Raw genomic sequence first — 16,700 nt, forward strand, 5'->3', positions numbered from 1 at the left:
GGCTCGGCGGCCTGGCCCGTCAGGCGGTCGAGGCTCTGGGCACGGCGGTGATCGGGGGCACGTGTCCGCCCGAGCGCAGCAGTCGCCGCCATCGAGCGCGGGAGTACGACGCCGGCTCGGTGGCCGCCATCCACTCCTGCATCAGCTGGACGAACGCCGCGGGGTGGTCCTTGTGCGGGAAGTGGCCGGCGTCGTCCATCACGGTCACCCGGGCGTGCGGGGCCAGTCGGGCCGCCACCCCGGCATGACTCGCAGGAACCACGTGGTCCTGGGCTCCCCACACGACGTAGACAGGCATCTCCTCGGTGAGGTAGGCCCGGTCGCGCATCGAGATGATCTGGCCGCGCCAGTCGATCACGGCCCGCACCAGGTGAACGATCGCGCGGCGCGCCCGTGGGTCCCGCCACGACTCCACGATGGCTGCGATCTCGGCGATGTCGCGGGTCTGGGCGCCGGGCAGATGCGCCAGCGCCCGCAGGGCAGCGACGTTGACCTGCCGGACCCCGGGCAGGGTGAGACCTGCGAGCACGTGCTGCCAGCCGGGCAACGAGATCGCCCGGATGAACGCCGTCACCTCCCGCCCGAGACCGCCGGGGTCGACCAGCATCAGCCGCTCGGTGCGCTCGGGGAACTGGTAGGCGAACTGCATCGCCACCCCGCCGCCGAAGCTGTGGCCCACCACGGTGACCTTGGAGACTCCGAGCAGGGTGATCAGGTCGCGCATCCCGTTGGCATACCCGGCCACGGTGTAGTCGGCTCGCGGCTTGTCGGAGAGGCCGTGCCCGAGCAGGTCGGGTGCGATCACCGTGTAGGTCTCGGCGAGCTGTCCGATGACCGGATCCCAGGTGGTGTGGTCGCAGGCGAGCCCGTGCAGCAACAGCAGGACCGGCGCAGTGCCGAGCCGTGGCCCGGCGAGCACGTAGGCGCGACGATGACCGTGGATGGTGACGAACTCGAGATCCGACATGTCGCCTCCTGGCACGGGGAGTCACTCATTCAACCATCCTCACGCCCATCGTCGGCAGCACTGGCAGGATGGACAAGTGCCCGATCTCCCGTCCACCGCCTCCCGGACCGGCCCGTCGGCGACCCGGGATGCGACCGCTCGCACCCTGACTCGGGCGAGCGGACAGCTCTCGACCTCGGCGATGGCCCGGATGGAGACCGATTTCCGCTGGTTCCGGGACCTGTCCGCCGACGACCGGTCCTGGGTCGGCCTGATCGTGCAGGCCGGCGTGCGCGGCTTCGTGGAGTGGTACGCCGCCGGTCCGGACGCACGGGTGGGCACCGAGGTGGCCGGCGCGGTCTACGGCACCGCACCCCGAGCGCTAGCCCGGGTGATCACGCTGCGCAAGACCGTCGACCTGATCCGCCTCTCCATCGACGTGGTGGAGGCCAACATCGATGCCCTGCTCGCTCCCGAGGCCGCCGCGGAGGTCCACGAGTCGATCTCCCGCTACGCCCGTGAGGTCGCCTTCGCGACCGCGGAGGTCTACGCCCGGGCCGCGGAGGAGCGTGGTGCCTGGGACGCCCGGCTGGAGGCGCTGGTGGTCGACGCCGTGCTACGCGGGGAGACCGACGACGCGCTCCTGTCCCGAGCCAGCGCGCTCGGCTGGTCCTCGCGCGAGCTAGCGGTCGTGCTCGGTCACCTCCCCGAGCACGCCAACGAGACGCATCTGTTCGACGAGGTACGACGCACCATCCGCGGCCACAGCCGCGCACACGAGGCGTTGTGCGCCGTCCAGGGCGAGCAACTGGTCGTCCTGCTCGGTGGTGTCTCCGACCCGCGGGTGGACGTCGAGCCGCTGGTCCCCCTCTTCGGACCCGGACCGGTGGTGGTCGGTCCGGTGGTCCCCGACCTCACCGGGGCGCACGCCTCGGCGAGGGCGGCGCTGGCCGCCCACCGGGCCGCCAGCGGCTGGCCGGAGGCCCCGCGACCTGTACTGAGCCTGGACCTGCTGCCCGAGCGGGCCCTGGCCGGCGATGCGGTCGCGCGGGCGCACCTGGTGGAGGACCTGTACCGACCGCTGGCGGGAGGGCGCAGGCCGCTGGTGGAGACGCTGGCGACGTACTTCGAGTGCGGTGGTTCGCTGGAGGCCACCGCGCGTCGCCTCTTCGTCCACCCCAACACGGTGCGCTACCGCCTGCGACAGATCACCGAGACGACGGGGCTGGCGCCCACCGATCCGAGGGAGGCCTTCACCCTCCGTATCGCTTTGGTGCTCGGCAGACAACATGAGGTGACGACCGACACGTGGGAGCCCACGACATTGTAGGTCTCCTACAAACTTCGTCGGCCCAGTTCGTGCTGGACGACCACCCTCACCGACCCCTCGATCCGGCACGCTGTCAGCGTGCTCGCCATCGTCGCTCCCGGGCAGGGAGCCCAGACCCCCGGATTCCTGACCCCCTGGCTCGAGGACCCCGACTTCGAGGCCCGCTTCAGCTGGCTCTCCGCCGTCGCCGGTCTCGATCTGGTCCACTACGGCACCGAAGCGGACGCCGACACCATCCGTGACACCCAGATCGCGCAGCCGCTGCTGGTCGCGACCGGACTGGTGGCCGCACTGCAGCTGTTCCCGCGCCCCGCGGAGGCCTTCGACCAGGTCGGGGTGGTCGCCGGTCACAGCGTCGGCGAACTCACCGCCGCCGCCGGCGCCCGGGCGATCACCGCCGAGCAGGCGATGGTCCTCGTACGCGAGCGGGGCAAGGCGATGGCCGAGGCCGCAGCCGTCCAGCCCACCGGGATGAGCGCCGTCCTCGGTGGCGACCGCGAGCAGGTGCTCGCCGCGATCCAGCGGCACGGACTCACCCCTGCCAACGACAACGGCCCCGGCCAGATCGTGGCCGCCGGCACCATCGCCCAGCTCGAGGCGCTGGCCGCGGACGCGCCGGAGAAGGCCCGGGTGCGTCCGTTGAGCGTCGCCGGCGCCTTCCACACCGAGCACATGGCTCCGGCGGTGGGACACCTCACGTCGCTGGCCCGCAGCGTGACGGTGAAGGCTCCTCGTACCCGCGTGCTCTCCAACGCGGACGGCGACGTGGTCGCCTCCGGCGCCGACGTACTCACCCGGATCGTGAGCCAGATCGCCAACCCCGTGCGGTGGGACCTGTGCATGGACACCATGCGCGAACTCGGCGTGACTGGCATGCTGGAACTGCCGCCGGCCGGCACCCTCACCGGCATCGCCAAGCGGGCGCTCAAGGGGGTCGAGACCTTCGCCCTCAAGGGCCCCGAGGACATCGCGGCCGCGCAGGAGTTCTGTGCGAAGCACGCCGACCCCGAAGGAGCCCGCTGATGGCCGTTCTCAACACCCCGGCCGGGTCCGCCCACGCTCGCATCCTGGGGGTCGGCTCCTACCGTCCCTCCCGGGTCATCCCGAACAGTGACCTGGTCGAGGCCATCGAGTCCTCCGACGAGTGGATCCGCACCCGCTCCGGCATCACCGAGCGACGTTGGGCCAACGACGAGGAGACCGTCGCGATGATGTCGGTCGCCGCGGCCCGTACGGCGATCGAGCGCGCCGGTCTCGTGCCGAGCGACATCGACGGCGTCCTGGTGGCCACCGTGAGCCACATGAAGCAGACTCCCGCGATCGCCACCCAGATCGCCGATGAGCTGGGCACGGACAAGCCCGCCGCCTTCGACATCTCCGCCGCCTGCGCCGGATTCTGCTACGGGATCGGCCTGGCCTCCGACATGGTGCGCGGCGGCAGCGCGCGGCACGTGCTCGTGATCGGCGTCGAGCGACTCTCCGACATCACCGACATCAACGACCGCGGCTCGGCGTTCATCTTCGCCGACGGCGCCGGCGCCGTGGTCGTGGGCCCGAGCGAGACCCCCGGCATCGGCCCGGTGGCCTGGGGGTCCTCGGGCGACCAGGCCGACCTGATCACCATGACCGACGACTGGCTCTCCTGGGCCGACTCGGACATCGAGCTCACCCCGCGCCTGACCATGCAGGGCAACAAGGTGTTCCGCTGGGCCGGATTCGCGATGGCCGAGGTCGCCCACGAGGCGCTCGAGCTCGCCGGCATCAAGCCGGAGGATCTCGACATCTTCGTGCCGCACCAGGCCAACATGCGCATCACCGACGCGCTCGCCAAGTCGATGAAGCTCCCCGAGCACGTGAAGATCGCCCGCGACATCGCCACCATGGGCAACACCTCGGCAGCCTCCGTACCGTTGGCCCTGGACCGGATGCTCGACGAGGGGCAGGCGAAGTCGGGAGACCTCGCCCTGTTCATCGCCTTCGGGGCGGGCCTGGTGTACGCCGCCCAGGTGGTCGTCGTACCCTGATCGGCCGCGAGGCCAACGAGGCAGCCGCCTCATCCCCGCAGCACCCACCCCGCATCACCACATCGAGAGGAACACCATGCCCAGCACCGAAGAGATCCGCTCCGACCTCGCCGAGATCGTCAACGAGGTGGCCGGCGTCGAGGTCGACGACGTCCAGCTGGACAAGTCCTTCGTCGACGACCTGGACGTCGACTCGCTCTCCATGGTCGAGGTCGTCGTCGCCGCGGAGGAGAAGTTCGGCGTGACCATCCCCGACGACGAGGTCAAGAACCTCAAGACCGTCGGCGACGCCGTCAGCTTCATCGAGAAGGCCCAGGGCTGATCCAGCCCGGCGCCAGCCACTGAGTCCGTCCGGGACCGCCGTCCCACACCATCCTCAAGGGAGCACCATGAGCCGCACACGAGTCGTCATCACCGGGCTGGGGACCACCAACCCGGTCGGCGGGGACGTCGCGTCCACCTGGGAAGCGCTGGTCTCCGGACGCTCCGGCGTCCGGGCCCTCACCGACGAGTGGGCTGCCGATCTGCCGGTGCAGATCGGCGGCCGGATCGCCGTCGAGCCCACCGAGGTGCTGGAGCGTGTCAAGGCCCGCCGGCTCGACCGGTCGGCGCAGTTCGCGCTGGTCGCGGCCATGGAGGCCTGGCGCCAGGCCGGGCTCGAGGGTGCGGTGCAGGACGGCGGTCTCGACGGCGACCGCGTGGGTGTCGCGGTCGCCTCCGGCATCGGCGGCGTGACCACCCTGCTGGACAACTACGACGTGCTCAAGGCCAAGGGTCCGCGCCGGGTCTCGCCGCTCGCCGTACCGATGCTGATGCCGAACGCCCCGGCGGCCAACATCAGCCTGTACGTCGGCGCCCGCGCCGCCGCGCAGACGCCTGTGTCGGCCTGCGCGTCCGGCAACGAGGGCATCGCCCTGGCCGTCGACCAGATCCGGCTCGGCCGGGCCGACGTCGTCCTGGCCGGCGGCACCGAGGCCGCGATCCACCCGCTGCCGATGGCGGCCTTCGCGAACATGATGGCGCTGTCGAAGAAGCAGGGCGACCCGACCGCGGTCTCCCGTCCCTGGGACACCGGTCGCGACGGCTTCGTGCTCGGCGAGGGCGCCGGCATCCTGGTGCTCGAGCGCCTCGAGCACGCCCAGGCCCGCGGCGCCACCATCTACGGTGAGGTGCTCGGCGCAGGCGTCACCGCCGACTCCCACGACATCGCCCAGCCCGACCCCGAGGGCCGCGGCGGCACTCGCGCGATCAGGGCAGCGCTCCGCGAGGCCGAGATCGACCCCTCCGCGATCGTGCACGTCAACGCGCACGCCACCTCCACCCCGCAGGGCGACATCGCCGAGGGCCTGATGCTGCACGCCACGCTGGGGGCCCACGTCTCCGACGTCGTCGTCACCAGCACCAAGTCGATGACCGGGCACCTGCTCGGCGGCGCCGGCGCCCTGGAGTCGGTGGCCACCGTGATGGCCCTGCGCGACCGGGTCTCTCCGCCGACCATCAACCTGGACGACAAGGACCCCGCTGTCGACCTCGACATCGCCACCGAGGCCCGCAAGCTGCCCGACGGCCAGGTCGCCGCGCTCAACAACTCCTTCGGTTTCGGCGGCGCCAACGTCGCGGTCGCCTTCGGCAGCTTCTGATCCCTACCCGGATCGGTAGCGCTGCATCGCCCTGTCGGACCCGTGCGTCGTGCACGGGTCCGACAGTGGCGTATCCAGGCAGCCACGACTCGGGCTGCCGGACGCTGGGTCGGCGCGGGGTCGGCGCAGTGGCAGGTCTCGTCGGTGATCCACGGGGATGTCCCGCGCCCACAACTGGGACGACCATCACCCAGTCACGCTCCGAGCCGCCCGCGACCCGCATGGCCCGGGCTCTGCGATTCCAGGCACTCACCGGCTCTCACCTAGGGTCAGTGCGAGGAGGAACCGAGTGATCGCAGGTAGATACCGGCTGATCCGAGAGATCGGCCGCGGCGGGATGGGTGCCGTCTGGCTGGGCACCGACGAGGTGCTGGGCCGCAGCGTCGCGCTCAAGCAGTTGACCCCCGTCGAGGCCGGCGGCGCCACCGCGTCGCGGGCTCAGCGCGAGGCGAAGCTCGCCGCCCGGCTCAACCACCGCAACATCGTCGCCGTCTTCGACCTCGCGGAGGACGACGGGCTCCCCTGGCTCGTCATGGAGTACATCGAGGGACCCACCCTCAGTGGTCTGGTGGCCGAGCGTGGTCCGCTGTCCCCCGACGAGACGGCCAGGATCCTGGCAGGTGTCACCGACGGTCTCCGCGCCGCCCACGAGGCGGGTGTCATCCATCGCGACGTCAAGCCCTCCAACATCCTGGTCGCGCCGGACGGGCGGGTGAAGCTCACCGACTTCGGTATCGCGCGCGGGGTCGGCAACGACATGACGCTGACCCAGACCGGTCTGGTCACCGGGTCGCCGGCGTACCTCTCCCCCGAGGTGGCCGCTGGCGGATCCGCCACCCCCGCCAGCGACGTCTGGTCCCTCGGGGCCACCCTCTACTTCGCAGTCACCGGGCGGGCGCCGTACGACGCCTCCGACAACGTCCTCGGCGCGCTCTACAAGATCGTTCACGAGGAGCCGCCGCGCACCCCGCTGGCCGGCTGGCTGGCTCCGGTGCTCGACGGGACGCTGGTCCGCGAGCCCCAGCAGCGTTGGGAGCTCCCCCGCATCCACGACGCCCTGACGCTGCGCCGAATGCCGTCCGGGCCCGAGGCCACCCAGGTCATGACCGCCCCGGCCAGGCCGGTCCCAGCCGCCGTACCCCCGCCTGCTCCGGCCCCTGTACCGACGCCGACGCCGACGCCGACGACCGCGGTGAAGCCCGCCCCGGTTGCCTCGCCGGCACCCGCCCGACGCAGCGGACGCTGGTTGTTCCCCGTCCTCCTCCTGGCTTTGGTCGTGGTCGCCTCGGCCGGTGCGCTGCTCCTCGGTCTGGACAACGACGACCGGTCGGCGAACCCGACGACGGCCGCCTCATCCGCCCCTGCTTCGCCCTCGCCCAGTGGATCCAGTCAATCGCCCACTGAATCACCCAGTGAGTCGGCCACGGACGGACCCACCGCCGAGGGCGTCACCAGCTTCGTGGACACCTATCTCCGCACGGCCGCGAGTGAACCGCCGGCCGGCTTCGCCATGCTCACGCCGGAGTACCAGGACGCCAGCGGCGGCCTGTCGGGGTACGAGAGCTTCTGGGGCGGCGTCGCGGAGATCGAGGACATCGCCTGGATCGAGCCGCAGCTCGGCGACGGATCCGGCAACGGCCTCGGCGTCGACTACAAGTACACGTATCGCATGGACAGCGGCGAGCGCCACACCGAGCAGGTACACCTCGACCTCACCTACTCCGACGGCACCTACCTGATCGCCGGAGCCGGCTGATCGACCCCGGCCCGCCGCCCGGTTGCCGGTAGCCGCGCGCTCGAACCATGACCCATCCCCCGACGTCCGCGCCCGACCGCGGGCGGATACCCTGACCCGGCCAGGGGCGGTAGCTCAGTCGGTCAGAGCAGAGGACTCATAATCCTTGGGTCGTGGGTTCAAGCCCCACCCGCCCTACCGAGAGTTCGTGCAGGTCAGACGGCATCGGCGCCTCCCAGATCGAGTGGGAGGACGTCGCCGTCCCCTGCCTCAGTCCGCAAATGGTCCGCACGGGCCCTCGAAGCGGCCCTGTCCAAGCGGTCCGCCACCGAGTCGGGGTCATCCCCGAAGAGGCCGGCGTAGACGTCGAGCGTCATCGCTGCCGAGGCGTGCCCGAGCATCCGCGCGTCTGGCAGCGTCTTCACGTCCTATGCTCACCGCGTGGCTCTCTGACTGATGTGGCGTTCATGATGGCTTTGCCGTTGGCCCCGGTTGTCTACGGTCTGGCGCTCTGGTCGGTTCTGGCTGCCCCGTCTGGAACCGTGAAGTCGGTATCCGTGTGGCTGGCGGGAGGCTTTTCGGTCATCCTCGCGATCGCGGTCGGCTCGACTTGGTGGTGGTGGGGAGTCGGATTCGATGAGGCCGAACTGCTCGGGATGGCCACAGCCAAGACCGACCGCGCGATGATGCTGAGCTTCTACGTCGCCACCACCGCCTATGTCGCGGTTGTCGTCGTCGGCACGGCGGCCTGCATGGGTCGGGTTCGTTCGCTCCTGCGCACGTGATGAATTGAGGATCGGGCGGACGCTGATCCTGATCCCGGCGCACGCATCTGCCGCGGTGGGCGGGGAGAGCCACTCACGGATGGTGGAGTCGTGGGCCCGTCCGCTTCTCGGCCGGGGTCGTGAGTCCGTCCTGGCCGGCGTCATCCTCCCAGACCGCCTCGGCATGACGAGCGGGAGAACTGGCCTCGTATGTCATGCTCGCTGCAGTCACCGTGGTCTGGATCCAGGCGGGGTCGCCCAAGCAGCCTCGCGGAACGCTCATCCTCACGGTGTTCGCGGGGTAGTCGTACTCGGTGCTAGCGGCGGGGCACTTCGACCCGTGCGGACCATAGAGGTCGACCTGGACTTCTCCGTTGTAAGTGAGAGCGCTGAACTGCCATGCACGCGAGCCGGTCTTGTCCGTTCGGATGTCGGCGGTCAGATCCAAGTATCGGTTGGGTCGCAGGCCCCTGAATCGCACCTCGAAGGCGACGGTGTCGGCTCGGTGTTCGACGATCGTGTGGACGATGTCGGTATGGGTGTCTTGAGGCGCAGCGACCGGTTGCCCGTCGCCGAGGTGAGGCCCTGCCACGATCACGTCGCCCGAAGGGTCGGACGCCGAGGTCCGGCTCACCGTCTCCGAATCCGCGCGGGCGGTGCAGCCACCGGTGGCCACGGCCAAGGTAAGCAGCAGCGCGCTCACTCGCCGACGGGTCACTCGGCCACCTCACTCCCGGGCGTGCACGATTCCGAGTCACCGATCGGTCGGAGCGGGCCTGACGTGCTGGCGCCATCCTAGGACGCCGCCGGGTCACCCCGAGACGGTTTTCGGCATCTCGATGAGGACACACTCATCTGCCGCTGGGCGGGCGTTCACGCCTTCCGGTAGACCGTGCCCCGGTGCTCGATCCGAAGCACGACGACCTCACGCTGCTCCTCATCGATTCGGTACAGGACCCGGTAGGTGCCACGTCGCGCGGAGTGGATCCCCGAGAGGTCTCCTCTTAGCGGCTTGCCCACACGACGAGGGTCCTCCACAAGCGCCCCCGTGAGGAACTCGATGACCGCGGTCGCAACGCTCTCAGGCAACGCCGTCTGGATCGCCCGCACCGCCGGTGGAGTGACGACGAGCTCGTAAGGCTCGGCAGCGGTCACGACCCCGGACGAAGGGCGCGGATGGCGTCGATGCTCCGGACCACATCGCCACGGCGATACGCGGCGTCGGCCTCGCGAATGTCCGCCAGCGCCTCGGGATCGCCGAGGACCGCCAATGTCTCCTCGAGCTCGGCCAGGTCTTCGGTACTCAGGAGCACCGCGGCGGGCCGGCCGTTGCGAGTGATCGTCACACGCTCGTGCTCGTGCTCGACCCGGTCGACGACCTCACTGAAGTGGTTTCGCACCTCGCGCAGCGACTCGACACTCATGACCACAATTGTGGCGCGCATGCTGCGCCGGGACAAGCCGTCAGTCCACCGGTCGGCTCAGGCGGACGGTGCGGAGCGGGTGTAGAGCGCGACGGAGACATGGAGGAGCCAGAGCCCACCGGCCTCGAGGGCGGAGCGCAGCTGCGGGCCGAGGTCGGCACGGCTCCGCACCCGTACGCCGGTGCCGCCGAACGCCTCGACCAGGGCGGCCCAGTCGGGCTGGACCAGCTCGACCCCGACCGGGGGGATGCCGCGGTCGAGTTCGTTCTGCCTGATCTCGCCGTACCCGCCGTTCTCGACGCAGACGACCACCAGATCCAGGCCCTGCTCGACGGCGGTGATCAGCTCCTGGACGGAGAACATCAAGGCACCGTCACCGAGCAGGCAGACCACCGGTCTCTCGGGTGAGGCCAGCTTCGCCCCGATCGCCGCGGGCAGTCCGTAGCCCAGGGTGGCGTAGGTGGGCATGTAGAGGAACGACCCCGGGCGCTCGACCCGGATGCTGCTGGAGGCGGCGAGGTAGGTCACCTGGGAGGAATCGCCCGCGACCACGGCGTCGGCGGGCAGCGCCGCTGCCACGTCCTCGCTCAGCGCCACCAGGACCGGGGCAAGTTCCGCGGATTCGGTCTCCAGCACCGTGCGGAGCCGGCTCACCCTGGCCGCGCCGTCGCGAGCAGCACGTACGCCGGCGAGCGAGCTGATCAGCTGCGGCACCGCCGTACGAGCGTCGGCGTGCACCCGCAGGTCGGCGGCCAGATTGAGGTCGAGCTGGCTCTCGCTGAGGTCGATGCGCACCACCGTCCCGCGTGTCCGGAGGGGTTCGAACCAGGTCTCGGCCTCGCCCATCTTCGACCCGATCACCAGCACCGCGTCGGCGTCCTCGACGAACCTCCGAGCGGACACGAGGCGCAGCTCCGCCCCCACCGCCAGCGGGTGGGACTCGGGTAGCACCCCCTTGCCGTTGATGCTGGTGAGGACCGGTGCATCCAGCAGTTCGGCCAGGGCACGCACCTGCCCGGCCGCGCGGACGGCGCCACCACCGGCCACGATCACCGGGGTCCGAGCGTCCCGCAGGGCCTCGGCGGCACCGGCGATGACATCGGCGGCAGCCGTCCGCAGGGGCGGTGCGGCCCGTGGTGTGCGCAGCTCGTCCTCAGCCTTCGAATCCGACTCCAACACGTCCAGCGGGATCTCGATGTGCACAGGCCGCGGCCTCGCCGCGGCGAAGAGAGCGACGGCGTCGTGTACGGCCTCCAGTGCCTCGGCACCCGAGGTCACCCGGCGCGACCACTCGACGACGGCGCCCGCGGCCCCCACCGGATCCTTGGTCTCGTGCAGCGCACCGCTCCCGAACACGCTCCCCCGCGGGGCACCCGGGGAGAGGATCAGCAGCGGACGCGACTCGGCGTAGGCCGTGCCGGCGGCGGAGAGCACGTTGAGCAGTCCCGGTCCGGAGGTGGTGATGACCACCCCGGGCAGACCGGTCTGCTGGGCCCACCCGTCGGCGGCGTACCCCGCCCCCTGCTCGTGCCGCGTCGTGACCGTCTTCAGGCCCAAGGGGGCCAGGTGGCGGTAGAACTCCAGGTTGTGCGTGCCCGGGATCCCGAACACGGTGTCGACACCGTAGGCCTGAACCAGGGCGAGGACGTCGCCTCCGACGTTGTTCACGCGCTCTCCTCGGCACTCGTTCGTGGGTCCGGCGGTGACCGGCGCGGAGCGGCCGGGTGGTCGAGGCACGCTCCGACGTGGTCTCCGACATGCTCGCACGCACCGCCGTCCGCGACTGCGGCCCCTCTTCGGCCCGGCCCTCGGTGGCCCACTTCCGCGTCGATCCCCGTCGGGCCTGTTCCCGAGGCGTCCACGCTGCCATGCTCGAGGAATGGCAGAACTGGAGCCGCTGCGCGAGGACTGGGAGCGGGCGCTGTGCATCGTCGCCCATCCCGACGACATGGAGTTCGGGGCCGCCGCCGCGGTGGCCAGGTGGACCGGGCAGGGCAAGCAGATCGGCTACTGCATGGTGACCAGCGGCGAGGCCGGGATCGACGGGATGCACCCCGAGCAGTGCCGGGCGGTGCGTGAGCAGGAGCAGATCGACTCGGCTCGTCTGGTCGGGGTGCACCAGGTCGAGTTCCTCAGGCAGCCCGACGGCATCCTCGAGTACGGCGTACCGATGCGCCGTTTGCTGGCCGAGGTGGTGCGCAGGCACCGGCCCGAGATCGTGATCACCGGCAATTTCCGGGACACCTTCGGCGGCACGGCACTCAATCAGGCCGACCACATCGCCGTGGGGCGGGCGGTGCTGGATGCCGTCCGCGACGCCGGCAACCGCTGGATCTTCCCCGAGCAACTCCAGGGACTGCTCGAGCCGTGGGGCGGCGTACGGCAGGTCTGGGCCGCCGGCTCACCCGAGTCGCGCCATGCGGTCGACATCGGCGACACCTTCGACGACGGGGTCGCCTCCCTGGAGGCCCACCGCGCCTACATCGAGGGGCTGGGCTGGGAGCACTTCGACGCCGGGGAGTTCCTCGAGGGTTTCGCCCGACAGACGGGTCAGCGCTTCGGCAGCGCCCTGGCGGCGCCCTTCGAGGTCTTCCCGCTCGGCTGGGGCTCGGAGGACTGAGCGACCGCGCTCGGGCGATTCGTCCTGCGCCGGCGTCCCGTCCGTTCGTCGCACGCCGGCGTTCCTTTCGGCGCTCTGAATGCGCCACTCGTCGCACGACAGTGATGTGGCATTGCTCACATCCCGCGATCACAGTTGAGTTCTTCCGAGTCAGGAGACGGTCACCCACGCGCATGCGCGAACCGGCCGCCAACCGCATCACCGAATCTCGGGAGAGAAGCATGAGTAGATCGCGCACCGTCCTCGTCGCCGCCTCCGCAGCACTGATCCTCGGGATACCGACCTCAGCGGCCGTATCGAGCACGGACCAGGCATCGCCCACGTGGCCCGGGCACACCTCCACGGTGACCACCTGGGCAGCAAGCGCGGACATGGCTGGCGGCACCCTGAGCAACGTCACGGTCCGCAACGTGGTGCACACCTCGATCGGCGGCGAGGGCCTCCGCCTGCGGTTGTCCAACGCGAAGGGCAACCAGCCGTTGACCCTGGACAGTGTCTACGTCGGCTCCAGTGCCGGAGGCGCCGCCGTACGCGCAGGGACGAACCGCCGCGTGACCTTCCAAGGTGCCAGCTCGGTCACCATCCCACCGGGTGCGATCGCGCTCAGCGACCCGCTCCGTGGTCGCATCACGGCGCAGCAGGATCTTGCCGTCAGCATCCACGTCGCTGGAGACAGCGGTGCACTGACCGCCCACAACCGGTCCATGCAGCACAGTTGGAAGTCCACCACTGGTGACTTCGCGGCCGACGAGAGTGCCACCCCCTTCGGGACCGAGAGTTCGGCGTGGTTCTGGCTCGACGCCATCCTGGTCGAGGCTCACCACAGCTCCGGGACGGTCGCCACCCTGGGTGACTCCATCACCGCTGGTGTCGGCACCACGATCAATGCCAACCGTCGCTGGCCCGACCGCCTCGCCGACAGGTTCGCCAAGCTTCCCGCACCCTTCCAGATGGGTGTCGCCAACGAAGGCATCTCCGGCAACCGCGTGCTCAGCGGAGTGTCCCGTCCCGGCGGCGCGGGCGACGCCGCCCTGACCAGACTGACCCGCGACATTCTCACCAAGCCCGGTGTCGAGACCGTCCTTCTCGCAGAGGGCGTCAACGACATCGGTGCAGGATCCTCGGCTGCCGACATCATCGCGGGGTACCGCCAACTCATCGCCCAGGCACATGCCCAGGACGTGTGCATCGTTGCCGCGACGATCATGCCCTTCGGGGGATCGGTGTTCATCGACCCGGAGGGTGAGACCGTCCGCACGGAGGTCAACGACTTCATCCGGCACGGCCGAGAGTTCGACGACGTGGTCGACTTCGACGTCGCCACCCGGGACCCCGACGACCCGACCCAGCTACGACCGGCATTCCACAACGGCGACGGCCTCCACCCCAACGATGCCGGCAACGCTGCGATGGCAGGGGCCATCGATCTCCGCGATCTGCGCTGTCGCTAGCTACGCCTTGGTCGTGGACCGCATCATGGGTAGCACGCCTCCCGGTGACCCGCATCAGATGTCGTCGTTGACACCGGTCGGCGAAGGGCGCCCTCCGCGCGGAGGCGGGCCGGTCAGCCGGCCAGCTTCACCGCGGAGGCACGCTCCTCCCAGAAGGTCGCCCCCTTGACGCCGATCGCGGCCGGGTCGAACTGGGGGTCGAGGCCGGAGCGCCGCTGGGACTCGTAGTCGGTCAGCGCCCGGAGCGCCGGGCCGGAGATGATCAGGATGGCGATGATGTTGAGCCAGGCCATCAGGCCGACACCCATGTCGCCCAGCGTCCAGGCGGTCTCGGCGGTGGTGACCGCGCCGTAGGCGGTGGCGGCCAGGAAGACGGCCTGGAGGACTCGGATCGAGCCGCGCACGACACCCTGGTTGCGCACCGAACGCAGCAGGTAGGTGATGTTGGTCTCCGCCATGTAGTAATACGCCACGATCGTGGTGAAGGCGAAGAAGGCCAGGGACACGGCGATGAACGACGCCCCCGCGCCGGACCAGACGGTGTCGAAGGCGGTCTGGGCGAAGGCCGGTCCGGCCTCCACGGCGGCCCCGCCCTGGTCCAGTCCGTCGTAGAGGATCTCGCCGTCGGTCGACTCGCCGCTCCAGACGGTGTACATCCCGGTGGAGAGGATGAGGAACGCGGTGGCGGTGCACACGAAGAGCGTGTCGATGTAGACCGCGAAGGCCTGCACCAGGCCCTGCTTGGCAGGGTGCGAGACCTCCGCCGCCGCAGCGGCGTGCGGTCCGGTGCCCTGGCCCGCCTCGTTGGAGTAGATGCCGCGCTTGACGCCCCACATGATCGCGCTGCCGATGGCCGCGCCCACGCCGGCCTCGAGACCGAACGCGCTGGAGACGATCAGCGAGATGACGTCGGGCACCTCGCCGATGTTGGCGACCACCACGACCAGCGCGACCAGGATGTAGGCCGCCGCCATGAACGGCACCACGATCCCCGCGAAGGTGCCGATCCGCTTCACGCCGCCGACCACGATGAACGCCAGCGCGATCACGACACCGATCGCCACCGCCCAGGGGGTGAAGCCCCATGCGCTCTCCATCGAGGCGGAGATGCTGTTGGACTGGATGCCCGGCATCAGCAGGCCCGTGGCCAGCACGGTCACGGCGGCGAAGGCGACGGCGTACCACTTCTGCCGCATGCACTTCTCGATGTAGTAGGCGGGACCGCCCCGGTACTCCCCGTTCCCGTCCTTCTCCTTGAAGATCTGGCCGAGCGTGCACTCGACGTACGACGTGGAGGCGCCCAGGAAGGCCACCACCCACATCCAGAAGACGGCCCCGGGTCCGCCGAAGGCGATCGCGGTCGCGACGCCGGCGATGTTGCCGGTGCCGACCCGGCCGGCCAGGGACATCGCCAGGGCCTGGAAGGAGGAGACCCCGGAGTCGGACCCGTGGCCGCTGAACATGAGTCGGACCATGTGCGGGACCGCCCGGATCTGGACCAGGCGGGTGCGGACGGTGAAATACAGGCCGGCGGCCAGACACAGGAAGACGAGCGCGGGACTCCAGACCCAGCCGCTGACGGTCGTGATCGCATCGTTCATGAGGTGTTGGCTCTCCGAGATCGGGGACGACGGAACGCCGATACGCTAGACCGCCTGCTGTCTCCGACGTGTTTCGGCATGACCCAGATCACGGAGCCCGCCCTGAAATCTCACTCTGCGGACGAGTTGTCCAGCGAGCGGACGGATGCACGACCATCGACGCTCGTGACTGCTGCTTCTTCCCACCCGACGAGCGCCGAGGACCGCAGCGCCCGGATCGCGGTGACCCTCTTCCCGATCCTGATCCTGGCCGGCGCCGGGATCGCGTTCCTCGCCCCGGACACGTTCAGTCCGCTCGGCGAGGTGATCAACCCACTGCTCGGGATCATCATGTTCGGGATGGGGCTGACCCTGACCCTGCCGGACTTCAAGGTGGTCCTCACCCGGCCGCTGCCGGTCCTGCTGGGCGTCATCGCCCAGTTCACGATCATGCCGCTGGTCGGCTTCGCCGTGGCCTGGGCCCTGCAACTCCCGAACGATCTCGCCGCTGGGGTGATCCTGGTCGGGTGCGCACCGGGCGGCACCTCCTCCAACGTGGTCACCTACCTGGCCAAGGGCGACACCGCGCTCTCGGTCACGATGACCTCGGTGTCCACCCTGCTGGCCCCCGTCCTGACCCCGCTGCTGACCCTGTGGCTGGCCGGGGAGTACATGCCCGTCGACGGCTGGGGCATGGCCAAGTCCATCCTCCAGATCGTGCTGATCCCGGTCGCACTCGGTCTCGTCGTCCGCCTGCTGCTGCCGCGCGTGGTGACCCGCGCACTGCCCGCACTCCCCTGGGTCTCGGTCATCGCGATCACCCTGGTCGTCGTGGCGGTCGTCTCCGGCAGTGCCGACACCATCGCGGACGCCGGTCTCCTCGTCCTCGCCGCGGTCGTGCTACACAACGTGATCGGCTACCTGCTCGGCTACGCGTTCGGGGCGGCGGCCAAGCAGCCGGAGCGGGTACGCCGCACCATGTCGGTCGAGGTCGGGATGCAGAACTCGGGCCTTGCCGCCGGTCTGGCCGCGCAGTACTTCAGCCCGCTCGCCGCGCTGCCGGGCGCGGTGTTCTCGGTCTGGCACAACATCTCCGGGGCCATCCTGGCCGCGTACCTGCGCCGCCGTCCGGTGGAGGACGAGCAGCCCCGCGAGAAGGTCACCACCGGCTGAGTCGAGGGTCGGC

Annotated in this window: 17 protein-coding genes and 1 tRNA gene; 11 read left to right on the forward strand and 7 right to left on the reverse strand. The window is 70.2% G+C overall.

From position 1 onward, the window contains the following. Positions 1–19: 19 nt before the first annotated feature. On the reverse strand, positions 20–967 hold the full coding sequence (locus tag G515_RS0116585) for an alpha/beta fold hydrolase (protein ID WP_028661051.1): 948 nt from the start codon (positions 965–967) through the stop codon (positions 20–22). A gap of 76 nt (positions 968–1,043) precedes the next feature. Between G515_RS0116585 and G515_RS21995 the strand changes: the two genes are divergently transcribed. The 7 genes from G515_RS21995 (at position 1,044) to G515_RS0116620 (ending at position 7,873) form a co-directional block, all read left to right on the forward strand. Next, entirely contained in the window at positions 1,044–2,276 is a 1,233-nt protein-coding gene (locus G515_RS21995) for a PucR family transcriptional regulator (RefSeq protein ID WP_245565449.1), read from the forward strand. Positions 2,277–2,354: 78 nt separating this feature from the next. Then, the gene (locus tag G515_RS0116595) at positions 2,355–3,299 is read left to right on the forward strand and encodes an ACP S-malonyltransferase (RefSeq protein ID WP_028661052.1); all 945 of its coding nucleotides are present in this window, start codon (positions 2,355–2,357) and stop codon (positions 3,297–3,299) included. Further along, positions 3,299–4,300, forward strand: coding sequence for a beta-ketoacyl-ACP synthase III (locus G515_RS0116600; protein ID WP_028661053.1), 1,002 nt, complete (start codon positions 3,299–3,301; stop codon positions 4,298–4,300). Before G515_RS0116595 ends, G515_RS0116600 begins: the two co-directional genes overlap by 1 nt. 76 nt (positions 4,301–4,376) lie before the next feature. After that, positions 4,377–4,622, forward strand: a complete 246-nt coding sequence (locus G515_RS0116605; protein WP_028661054.1) for an acyl carrier protein — start codon at positions 4,377–4,379, stop codon at positions 4,620–4,622. Between the two features lie 67 nt (positions 4,623–4,689). After that, a complete protein-coding gene (locus G515_RS0116610; protein ID WP_028661055.1) occupies positions 4,690–5,940 on the forward strand; it encodes a beta-ketoacyl-[acyl-carrier-protein] synthase family protein in 1,251 nt (416 codons plus the stop codon). Positions 5,941–6,229: 289 nt separating this feature from the next. After that, the gene (locus G515_RS22000; RefSeq protein WP_051218498.1) at positions 6,230–7,696 is read left to right on the forward strand and encodes a serine/threonine-protein kinase; all 1,467 of its coding nucleotides are present in this window, start codon (positions 6,230–6,232) and stop codon (positions 7,694–7,696) included. 103 nt (positions 7,697–7,799) lie between these two features. Beyond that, a tRNA-Ile gene (locus G515_RS0116620) sits at positions 7,800–7,873 on the forward strand. 17 nt (positions 7,874–7,890) lie between these two features. Here the strand turns inward: G515_RS0116620 and G515_RS22005 are convergent. Continuing rightward, positions 7,891–8,100 carry a hypothetical protein gene (locus tag G515_RS22005; protein ID WP_157571157.1) on the reverse strand — a complete coding sequence of 70 codons (210 nt, stop codon included), beginning with the start codon at positions 8,098–8,100 and terminating at the stop codon, positions 7,891–7,893. 33 nt (positions 8,101–8,133) lie between these two features. Between G515_RS22005 and G515_RS0116630 the strand changes: the two genes are divergently transcribed. Further along, a complete protein-coding gene (locus G515_RS0116630) occupies positions 8,134–8,460 on the forward strand; it encodes a hypothetical protein (RefSeq protein ID WP_028661056.1) in 327 nt (108 codons plus the stop codon). A 73-nt stretch (positions 8,461–8,533) separates the two neighbouring features. Here the strand turns inward: G515_RS0116630 and G515_RS0116635 are convergent, their stop codons facing one another. The 4 genes from G515_RS0116635 to G515_RS0116650 all read right to left on the reverse strand — a co-directional run bounded on the left by G515_RS0116635 (position 8,534) and on the right by G515_RS0116650 (position 11,531). Then, positions 8,534–9,142, reverse strand: coding sequence for a hypothetical protein (locus G515_RS0116635; RefSeq protein ID WP_028661057.1), 609 nt, complete (start codon positions 9,140–9,142; stop codon positions 8,534–8,536). 170 nt (positions 9,143–9,312) lie between these two features. Then, positions 9,313–9,594 (reverse strand): type II toxin-antitoxin system RelE family toxin, encoded by a 282-nt coding sequence (locus G515_RS0116640; protein ID WP_028661058.1) that lies wholly within the window; start codon positions 9,592–9,594, stop codon positions 9,313–9,315. Continuing rightward, a complete protein-coding gene (locus G515_RS0116645) occupies positions 9,591–9,863 on the reverse strand; it encodes a type II toxin-antitoxin system Phd/YefM family antitoxin (protein ID WP_036556153.1) in 273 nt (90 codons plus the stop codon). Before G515_RS0116645 ends, G515_RS0116640 begins: the two co-directional genes overlap by 4 nt. Before the next feature lie 57 nt (positions 9,864–9,920). Further along, positions 9,921–11,531, reverse strand: a complete 1,611-nt coding sequence (locus G515_RS0116650; protein WP_028661060.1) for a thiamine pyrophosphate-binding protein — start codon at positions 11,529–11,531, stop codon at positions 9,921–9,923. 211 nt (positions 11,532–11,742) lie between these two features. On the opposite strand from G515_RS0116650, the gene G515_RS0116655 reads away from it, so the two are divergent. Together G515_RS0116655 and G515_RS0116660 are read left to right on the forward strand one after the other, a co-directional pair. Then, entirely contained in the window at positions 11,743–12,483 is a 741-nt protein-coding gene (locus tag G515_RS0116655; RefSeq protein ID WP_028661061.1) for a PIG-L deacetylase family protein, read from the forward strand. A gap of 221 nt (positions 12,484–12,704) precedes the next feature. Further along, entirely contained in the window at positions 12,705–13,934 is a 1,230-nt protein-coding gene (locus G515_RS0116660; protein ID WP_028661062.1) for an SGNH/GDSL hydrolase family protein, read from the forward strand. A 113-nt stretch (positions 13,935–14,047) separates the two neighbouring features. Here G515_RS0116660 and G515_RS0116665 read toward each other — a convergent pair whose 3' ends face one another. Beyond that, complete coding sequence (locus G515_RS0116665) at positions 14,048–15,535, reverse strand: alanine/glycine:cation symporter family protein (RefSeq protein WP_028661063.1); 1,488 nt, start codon at positions 15,533–15,535, stop codon at positions 14,048–14,050. Between the two features lie 165 nt (positions 15,536–15,700). On the opposite strand from G515_RS0116665, the gene G515_RS0116670 reads away from it, so the two are divergent. Beyond that, on the forward strand, positions 15,701–16,687 hold the full coding sequence (locus G515_RS0116670) for a bile acid:sodium symporter family protein (RefSeq protein ID WP_028661064.1): 987 nt from the start codon (positions 15,701–15,703) through the stop codon (positions 16,685–16,687). The last annotated feature ends 13 nt before the right edge of the window (positions 16,688–16,700 follow it).

Source organism: Nocardioides insulae DSM 17944 (assembly GCF_000422825.1).
Lineage (GTDB): Bacteria > Actinomycetota > Actinomycetes > Propionibacteriales > Nocardioidaceae > Nocardioides > Nocardioides insulae.